This window comes from Dietzia sp. B44 (assembly GCF_014145245.1).
Taxonomy (GTDB): Bacteria; Actinomycetota; Actinomycetes; order Mycobacteriales; family Mycobacteriaceae; genus Dietzia; species Dietzia natronolimnaea.
Genome location: NZ_JAALEF010000261.1, coordinates 1 through 6,905, shown reverse-complemented (window position 1 = coordinate 6,905; position 6,905 = coordinate 1). Strand labels below are relative to the sequence as shown.

6 protein-coding genes and 1 pseudogene are annotated in these 6,905 nt (G+C 71.2%); 3 read left to right on the top strand and 4 right to left on the bottom strand.

All coding sequences use genetic code 11. The features are described 5' to 3' along the window. Positions 1-565, bottom strand: a 565-nt coding sequence (sepH, locus tag G6017_RS09340; protein WP_182617084.1) for a septation protein SepH, incomplete at its 3' end; no start/stop codon positions are given. 169 nt (positions 566-734) lie between these two features. Beyond that, a complete protein-coding gene (serC, locus tag G6017_RS09335; protein WP_179524668.1) occupies positions 735-1,859 on the bottom strand; it encodes a phosphoserine transaminase in 1,125 nt (374 codons plus the stop codon). A gap of 89 nt (positions 1,860-1,948) precedes the next feature. Between serC and pdxH the strand changes: the two genes are divergently transcribed. From pdxH to G6017_RS09320, 3 genes are all read left to right on the top strand, one after another. Next, positions 1,949-2,614, top strand: coding sequence for a pyridoxamine 5'-phosphate oxidase (gene pdxH, locus G6017_RS09330; protein ID WP_179524669.1), 666 nt, complete (start codon positions 1,949-1,951; stop codon positions 2,612-2,614). 156 nt (positions 2,615-2,770) lie between these two features. Further along, positions 2,771-4,060 carry a citrate synthase gene (locus G6017_RS09325; protein ID WP_179524670.1) on the top strand — a complete coding sequence of 430 codons (1,290 nt, stop codon included), beginning with the start codon at positions 2,771-2,773 and terminating at the stop codon, positions 4,058-4,060. A gap of 31 nt (positions 4,061-4,091) precedes the next feature. Then, on the top strand, positions 4,092-4,448 hold the full coding sequence (locus G6017_RS09320) for an FKBP-type peptidyl-prolyl cis-trans isomerase (protein ID WP_182617082.1): 357 nt from the start codon (positions 4,092-4,094) through the stop codon (positions 4,446-4,448). 133 nt (positions 4,449-4,581) lie between these two features. On the opposite strand, the gene G6017_RS09315 is transcribed toward G6017_RS09320, so the two are convergent. Together G6017_RS09315 and G6017_RS09310 are read right to left on the bottom strand one after the other, a co-directional pair. Beyond that, positions 4,582-6,501, bottom strand: coding sequence for a propionyl-CoA synthetase (locus tag G6017_RS09315; protein ID WP_182617081.1), 1,920 nt, complete (start codon positions 6,499-6,501; stop codon positions 4,582-4,584). Between the two features lie 63 nt (positions 6,502-6,564). Continuing rightward, a pseudogene (locus G6017_RS09310) lies at positions 6,565-6,905 on the bottom strand (acetyl-CoA carboxyl transferase); the annotation flags it as partial.

The window sequence follows — 6,905 nt, the reverse complement described above, 5'->3', positions numbered from 1 at the left end:
GCTGGGCCTCGTCGTCGAGCGCCCGGGCCGACCCGCCGTGGGAATCGGGGACGAACGACCAGGTCGCCGAGGCGTCGTCCGACAGGCCGGCGGGCCAGGAGGTCCGCACGATCCACCCGCCCGAGCGGTCGCGCCAGGCGTCCCACGCGACGACGTCCGGGTCCACCCCACGATGATCGAGTGCGGACTCGACCCGGTCGGCGAGCGTGTCGAGTGCAGGCCCGTCCGGAAGGACCGGGTGGGACGCCCGGGCGAGATCGGCGGCGTTCGCGCGCTCGAGCAGCACGGGGACGGCGAAACCCTCGATCCGGGACATCGGGACGCCGGCGTCGGCGGCGACGTCCTCGGGGGAGGCGCCGTGGCGGATACGATCCTGGATCTCGCGTGGGCGCAACGTGCCCGTCACGGGCACCCGCCGGGACTCCTCCGTGGGCAGGGACTCCCCCCGCGCGGCGGCGCGGAACCTGTCGTCGAGGGGGAGGGCCAGCGTCTCGCCCGAGTCCGGGAGCTCACATTCGACCACGGACGAGTCGGCGTCCACCCCGATGATCCTCAGCTTCCGCATACCGCCTCCTCGACTCCTCGTGGGCCCGTGGGCGGCTCGAACGGCGCGTGCCCGGGTCCTGGGCGTTCCCCCCATGGTAGGTCAGCGCAGCCCACCCGGCGCGGTGACGGGCCGGGTGGGCTGCGGAAAAACCGTGGGCGGGCGCCCGGAAGGGTGCGCGGCCCGAGGGTCAGCCGAGCTGCCCCACCACGTGGTCGATGCACCGGGTCAACCGCGAGACGTCCTCGGGGTCGATCGCCGGGAACATCCCGATGCGGAGCTGGTTGCGGCCGAGCTTGCGGTACGGCTCGGTGTCGAGGATGCCGCCGGCGCGCAGGGTCTTGGCCACCTTCGCGGCGTCGATGCTCTCGTCGAGGTCGATGGTGCCGACGACCTGCGAGCGGTGGGCGGGCTCGGTGACGAACGGCGTAGCGTACTCGCTGGCCTCGGCCCAGTCGTACAGGCGGGAGGACGAGTCCCGGGTCCGCTCGACGCACCAGTCCAGACCGCCCTGGGTGTTCATCCACTCGATCTGGTCGGCGAACATCAGCAGCGTGGCCACTGCCGGGGTGTTGTACGTCTGGTTCTTCGAGGAGTTGTCCACCGCGGTGGGCAGGGACAGGAAGTCCGGGCACCAGCGGTCGGTGGCCGCGATCTCGGCCACGCGCTCGAGGGCGGCCGGGCTCATGATGGACACCCAGAGGCCGCCGTCGGAGGCGAAGCACTTCTGCGGCGCGAAGTAGTACACGTCGGCGTCGGAGATGTCGACGGGCAACCCGCCGGCTCCGGAGGTGGCGTCGATGGCGACGAGTGCGTTCTCCGAGCCCGCCGGGCGGGTCACGGGGACCATCACACCGGTGGAGGTCTCGTTGTGCGCCCAGCCGATGAGGTCCACGGACGGGTCCGAGGTGGGCTCGGGAGCCGACCCGGGCTCGGCGGAGATGACGATCGGGTCGGCGAGGAAGGGCGCGCCGCCGGTGACCTTGGCGAACTTGGAGGAGAACTCGCCGTAGGTCAGGTGGAGGGACTTCTCGCGGACCAGGCCGAACGCCGCGGCGTCCCAGAACGCGGTGGTGCCACCGTTGCCCACCACGACCTCGTAGCCGTCGGGGAGGGAGAACAGGGAGGACAGTCCCTCGCGGACCCGGCCGACGACGTCCTTCACCGGCGCCTGGCGGTGGCTGGTGCCCATCACCGAGGTGGCGGCGGCGGAGACGGCCTCGATCTGCTCGGGGCGGACCTTGGACGGGCCGCAGCCGAACCGCCCGTCCGCGGGCTTGAGGTCGGCGGGGATGGTGGGCAGCTGATCGCTCATGCTCTTGGGGTGCCGTTCCTTGTGGTGGGATTTCCGAATCGGCTCCATCCTAGTCGGGGGCGCGTCGGGCCCGGAGTAGCGTCTGGGTCATGGAGGATCCCGCACTCGAACCGGCCGACTTCGACACGATGCGGGTCGGCTACGGCCTGAACGCGAGCCTGGACGTGGGCGATCTGCACGACGACTGGGTCGCGCTCTTCGCCTCGTGGCTGGACGAGGCCGGGCGCCGGGGGGTGCGCGAGCCCAACGCCATGGTGCTCGGCACCGTCGGTGCCGACCGCCGGCCGTCGACCCGGACGGTGCTGTGCAAGGGGGCGGACGAGCGGGGTCTGACCTTCTTCACGACGACGAGTTCGCGCAAGGGCGCGCAGTTGGCGCAGTCCGGCTACGCCTCGGCCACGTTCCCGTGGTTGGTGGTGGAACGGCAGGTCCACGTGGAGGGCGAGTGCCGACCGCTGGACCGGGCGGACTGCCTCGCCTACTGGCGTACGCGCCCCAGGGGGTCCCAGGTGGCGGCCTGGGCGTCCGAGCAGTCGCAGCCGGTGGAGTCCGTCGAGGAGTTGACCTCGCTCTACGCGATCGCGGAGAAGCGCCTGGCGGACGTCGAGGAGATCCCGATGCCCGACAGGTGGGGTGGGTACCGCCTCCGCCCGGACCGCGTCGAGTTCTGGCAGGGGGGCCGGGACCGGTTCCACGACCGGGTCGAGTGCCTCCGGGGTGACGGGGGGTGGACGGTCCGGCGACTGCAGCCCTGACGCCCGCCGAAGCCCCGACGCCGCCCGGTGGACGGGGCCCGGGGGGAGCGGACCGGTGCACGCTTCGAAGTGACGGCGACCGTCACGGTAGGGTGTGGCACAGCACATTCGTGGCGGGACATGGCCGCCGGGACCAGTCGTCGGAGAGGGAATCGCGTGACCGCAGGCTCGAACGGTTCGGACCGCAATGCAACACTGTCCTACCCCGGCGGTGAGCTCGAACTCGATGTGGTGGAGGCGACCTGCGGAAGCGACGCGGTGCAGCTGGGTTCGCTGCTGGCCAAGACGGGGATGACCACCCTGGACGTCGGGTTCGTCAACACCTCCGCGTGTACCTCCTCGATCACCTACATCGACGGCAACGAGGGCATCCTCCGCCACCGCGGGTACCCGATCGACCAGCTCGCCGACAACGCCTCGTTCCTCGAGGTCTCCTACCTGCTCATCTACGGTGAGGATCCCACCGAGGCCCAGCTCGCCGAGTTCACCGAGAAGGTGCTCGGGGAGACGGCGCTGCCCGGCCAGATGATGCCGTTGCTGCAGGCGTTCCCGCGCGACACCCACCCGATGCCCGTCTTCTCCGCCGGCGTGAGCCTGTTCGGCACGCACGGGGACGACCTGGACATCGACGACCCCAAGGCCGTCGACCTGGCCACCGCCCGGCTGCTGGGCCGTGGCCCGACGCTCGCCGCCGCCATCGAGCGCATCCGCTCCGGTCACGACGCCCTCGACCCGGATCCCTCGCTCGGGTACGTCCGCAACTTCCTGCGCATGACCTTCGGGCCGGACTACGAGGTCACCGACGAGGTCGCCGACGCCCTGGACATGCTGCTGGTGCTCCACGCGGACCACGAGCAGAACTGCTCCACCTCGACCGTCCGCATGGTCGGATCCTCGGAGGCGCCGCTGTACGCCTCGATCACCGGCGGCATCAACGCCCTGTACGGACCGCTGCACGGTGGCGCCAACCAGGCCGTGCTCGAGATGCTCGAGCGGATCGAGTCGGAGGGCGGGGACGCGACCGACTACATGGACCGTGTCAAGAACAAGGTCGACGGCGTCAAGCTCATGGGATTCGGTCACCGCGTCTACAAGAGCTACGACCCGCGCGCCCAGATCGCCAAGAAGCACGCCCACGCGCTGCTGTCCCAGAGCAACGACCCCCTCCTCGAGATCGCGCTCAAGCTCGAGGAGACGGCACTGGCCGACGACTACTTCGTCGAGCGCAAGCTCTACCCGAACGTGGACTTCTACACCGGCCTCATCTACCGCGCGATGGGTTTCCCCACCGAGATGTTCACCGTCCTGTTCGCCCTCGGCCGGATGCCCGGATGGATCGCCCACTGGCGCGAGATGCGCGAGGATCCGTCCACCAAGATCAACCGCCCGCGCCAAGTCTACACGGGCCCGGCCGAGCGGGGTTTCACCCCGATCAGCCAGCGCTGAGCCCGGGAACCGGACTCCAGGAGGAGACACCATGGACAAGCCCGAGATCGACAGGCCGACGGGCCCCGCGCCCACTGACCTCGTCAGCGAGGACCTCACGGTGGGGGGCGGCGCCGAGGCGGTGGCCGGCGGCAACGTCACCGTCCACTACGTCGGTGTCGACTACGAGACCGGCGAGCAGTTCGACTCCTCGTGGGACCGCGGCGAGTCCATCACGTTCCCCCTCAACGGCCTCATCCAGGGTTGGCAGGAGGGGATCCCGGGCATGAAGGTCGGCGGTCGCCGCCAGCTGGTCATCCCGCCGGACAAGGCCTACGGCACCTCCGCGGCCCTGCACCCCCTCGGAGGGAAGACCCTGGTCTTCGTGATCGACCTGCTCGAGGCCTGATCCGGCCCGTCGGACGACTCGAGAACGCCCCGACCTCCCACACGGGAGTCGGGGCGTCCTCGTGTGCGGGGCCCCGCGCGCGCCCGACCGCGGGTGGCGCCCGGCGCGCCCTCGCGGATGGCGGTCGGGGCGACTACCCCTCCTGCCGGAGGTACGGTGCGAGGGCGTCGAGCACGGCCGGGTCCTCGATCGTCGACGGGACGGTGACGTTCTCCTGCCCGTCCGCGATCTGCCGCATCGTCTTGCGCAGGATCTTGCCCGAGCGGGTCTTGGGCAGGCCCTGCACGACCGTGCAGTCGCGGAAGGTGGCCACCGCGCCGATCTCCTCGCGGACCATCGCCACCAACTCGGCGCGCAGCTCCTCGGGGTCGCGGACCTGACCGGACTTGAGGACCACGTACCCGACCGGCCGCTGACCCTTGAGCTCGTCCTTCACCCCGATGACGGCCGCCTCGGCGACGGCGGGATGGGTGGCGATCACCGCCTCCATGGACCCCGTCGACAGGCGGTGTCCGGCGACGTTGATCACGTCGTCGGTCCGGCCCATCACGTAGACGTACCCGTCGGAGTCGACGTACCCGCCGTCCCCGGTCGAGTAGTACCCGTCGAAGACCGACATGTACGAGGAGATGAACCTCTCGTCGTCGTCCCACAGGCCCGACAGGGTGCCCGGCGCCATCGGCAACCGGATCGCCAGGTTGCCCTCCTCCCCGGCGGGGAGGGGGGTGCCCCGGGAGTCCAGGACGTGCAGGTCGTACCCGGGCACGGGCACCGTCGGGGACCCGGCCTTGATCGGCATCGGCTCGAGCCCGCGCAGATTCGAGGCGATGGGCCAGCCCGTCTCGGTCTGCCACCAGTTGTCCACCACGGGCTTGTCCAGCTTTTCCGTGGCCCACCGGTAGGTGTCCGGGTCCAGCCGCTCGCCCGCACAGAACAGGGTGCGCATGGCGGACAGGTCGTACCCGGCGATCTCGCGGCCCTCCGGGTCCTCCTTGCGGATGGCGCGGACGGCCGTGGGCGCGGTGAACAGCGCGGTGGCCCGGTGCTCGGCGAGCACCCGCCAGAACGCGCCGGCGTCCGGCGTACCGACGGGCTTGCCCTCGTAGATGATGGACGTCGCGCCGACCAGCAGGGGCCCGTAGACGATGTAGGAGTGCCCGACCACCCAGCCGACATCCGAGGCCGTCCACCAGACCTCGCCGGGCCGGACCCCGTAGACGTTCCACATCGACCACGCCAGCGCGACAGCGTGGCCGCCGTTGTCACGGACCACGCCCTTGGGCAGCCCCGTGGTCCCGGAGGTGTACAGGATGTAGAGCGGGTCCGTCGCCCTGACGGGGACCGGTGCGGCGGGTTCCGAGGCCTCGACGGCCCGGTCCCAGTCGGTCCAGGTGGTTCCCGGTGTCTCGGGGAAGGTCTCGTCCGGGAACTGGTCCGGTCGGCCGGCCACGATGACGGCGCCCGGGGAGTGACGGGTGAGTTCCAGGGCCTTGGCGACCATGGGGAAGTAGGGGACCTCGCGGGTGGGCTCGATGCCGCCGGGCGAGGTCACCACGACCTTCGGCCGGGCGTCGTCGATCCGGATGGCCAGCTCCGGCGCCGCGAAGCCCCCGAACACCACGGAGTGGACGGCACCCAGGCGGGCGCACGCGAGCATCGCGACCGCGGCACGCGGGACCATCGGCATGTAGATGACGACCCGGTCCCCGCGCCCCACGCCCTCGGCCGCGAGCGCGCCCGCGAAGGCCTCGACCTGGTCGAGCAGTTGGGAGTAGGTGATGGTCTCCTTGACCCCGGTCACCGCCGAGTCGTAGATGAACGCGGCCTGATCCCCGCGTCCCGCCTCGACGTGACGGTCGATGCAGTTGTGGGACGTGTTGAGCTCACCGTCGGGGAACCACCGGTAGAACGGGGGCCGCGAGCCGTCGACAGCCGTGGTGGGGGGAGTGGTCCAGTCGATCCCCCCGGCGGCCTCCAGCCAGAAGGCGTCGGGATCGGTGATCGAGAGCCGGTGGGCCTCGGCGTAGGTCGACGAGGTCGTGGAGTCCGACATCGGGTGAGCCCCTCTCGTGCGGGAGTGAAGCCCCCGATCAGCGCCGACGGCCTGTGACGCGCTTCACTCTAGTCCCAGGCCGAGGTCCCGATAGCGGGACATCCGCTCCGCGTACCTCCGCTCGGGGGGACGCCTCCGGACCTCGACCAGAGCCGCGGCGACGGCGTCGGCCAGCCGGTCGCAGAAGGCGTCCGGCTCGTCCGCCGCGTCGGGTCGCTCGGGTACCACCACGTCCACGATCCCCGCGCGGAGGAGGTCGGCCGAGGTGATGCCCTGCGACCGCGCCACCTCGGGCGCCCGGGAGGTCTCGTGGTACAGGATCGCGCTCGCCCCCTCGGGTGGGAGCGGGGCGAGCCACCCGTGTCGGGCGCACAACACCCGGTCGGCCGGGAGCATCGCCAACG

Excerpts from the sequence above, each read along its gene's own strand:
- G6017_RS09315 (WP_182617081.1), bottom strand. The coding sequence starts at position 6,501 with ATGTCGGACTCCACGACCTCGTCGACCTACGCCGAGGCCCACCGGCTC.
- serC (WP_179524668.1), bottom strand. The coding sequence starts at position 1,859 with ATGAGCGATCAGCTGCCCACCATCCCCGCCGACCTCAAGCCCGCGGAC.
- G6017_RS09320 (WP_182617082.1), top strand. The coding sequence starts at position 4,092 with ATGGACAAGCCCGAGATCGACAGGCCGACGGGCCCCGCGCCCACTGAC.
- pdxH (WP_179524669.1), top strand. The coding sequence starts at position 1,949 with ATGGAGGATCCCGCACTCGAACCGGCCGACTTCGACACGATGCGGGTC.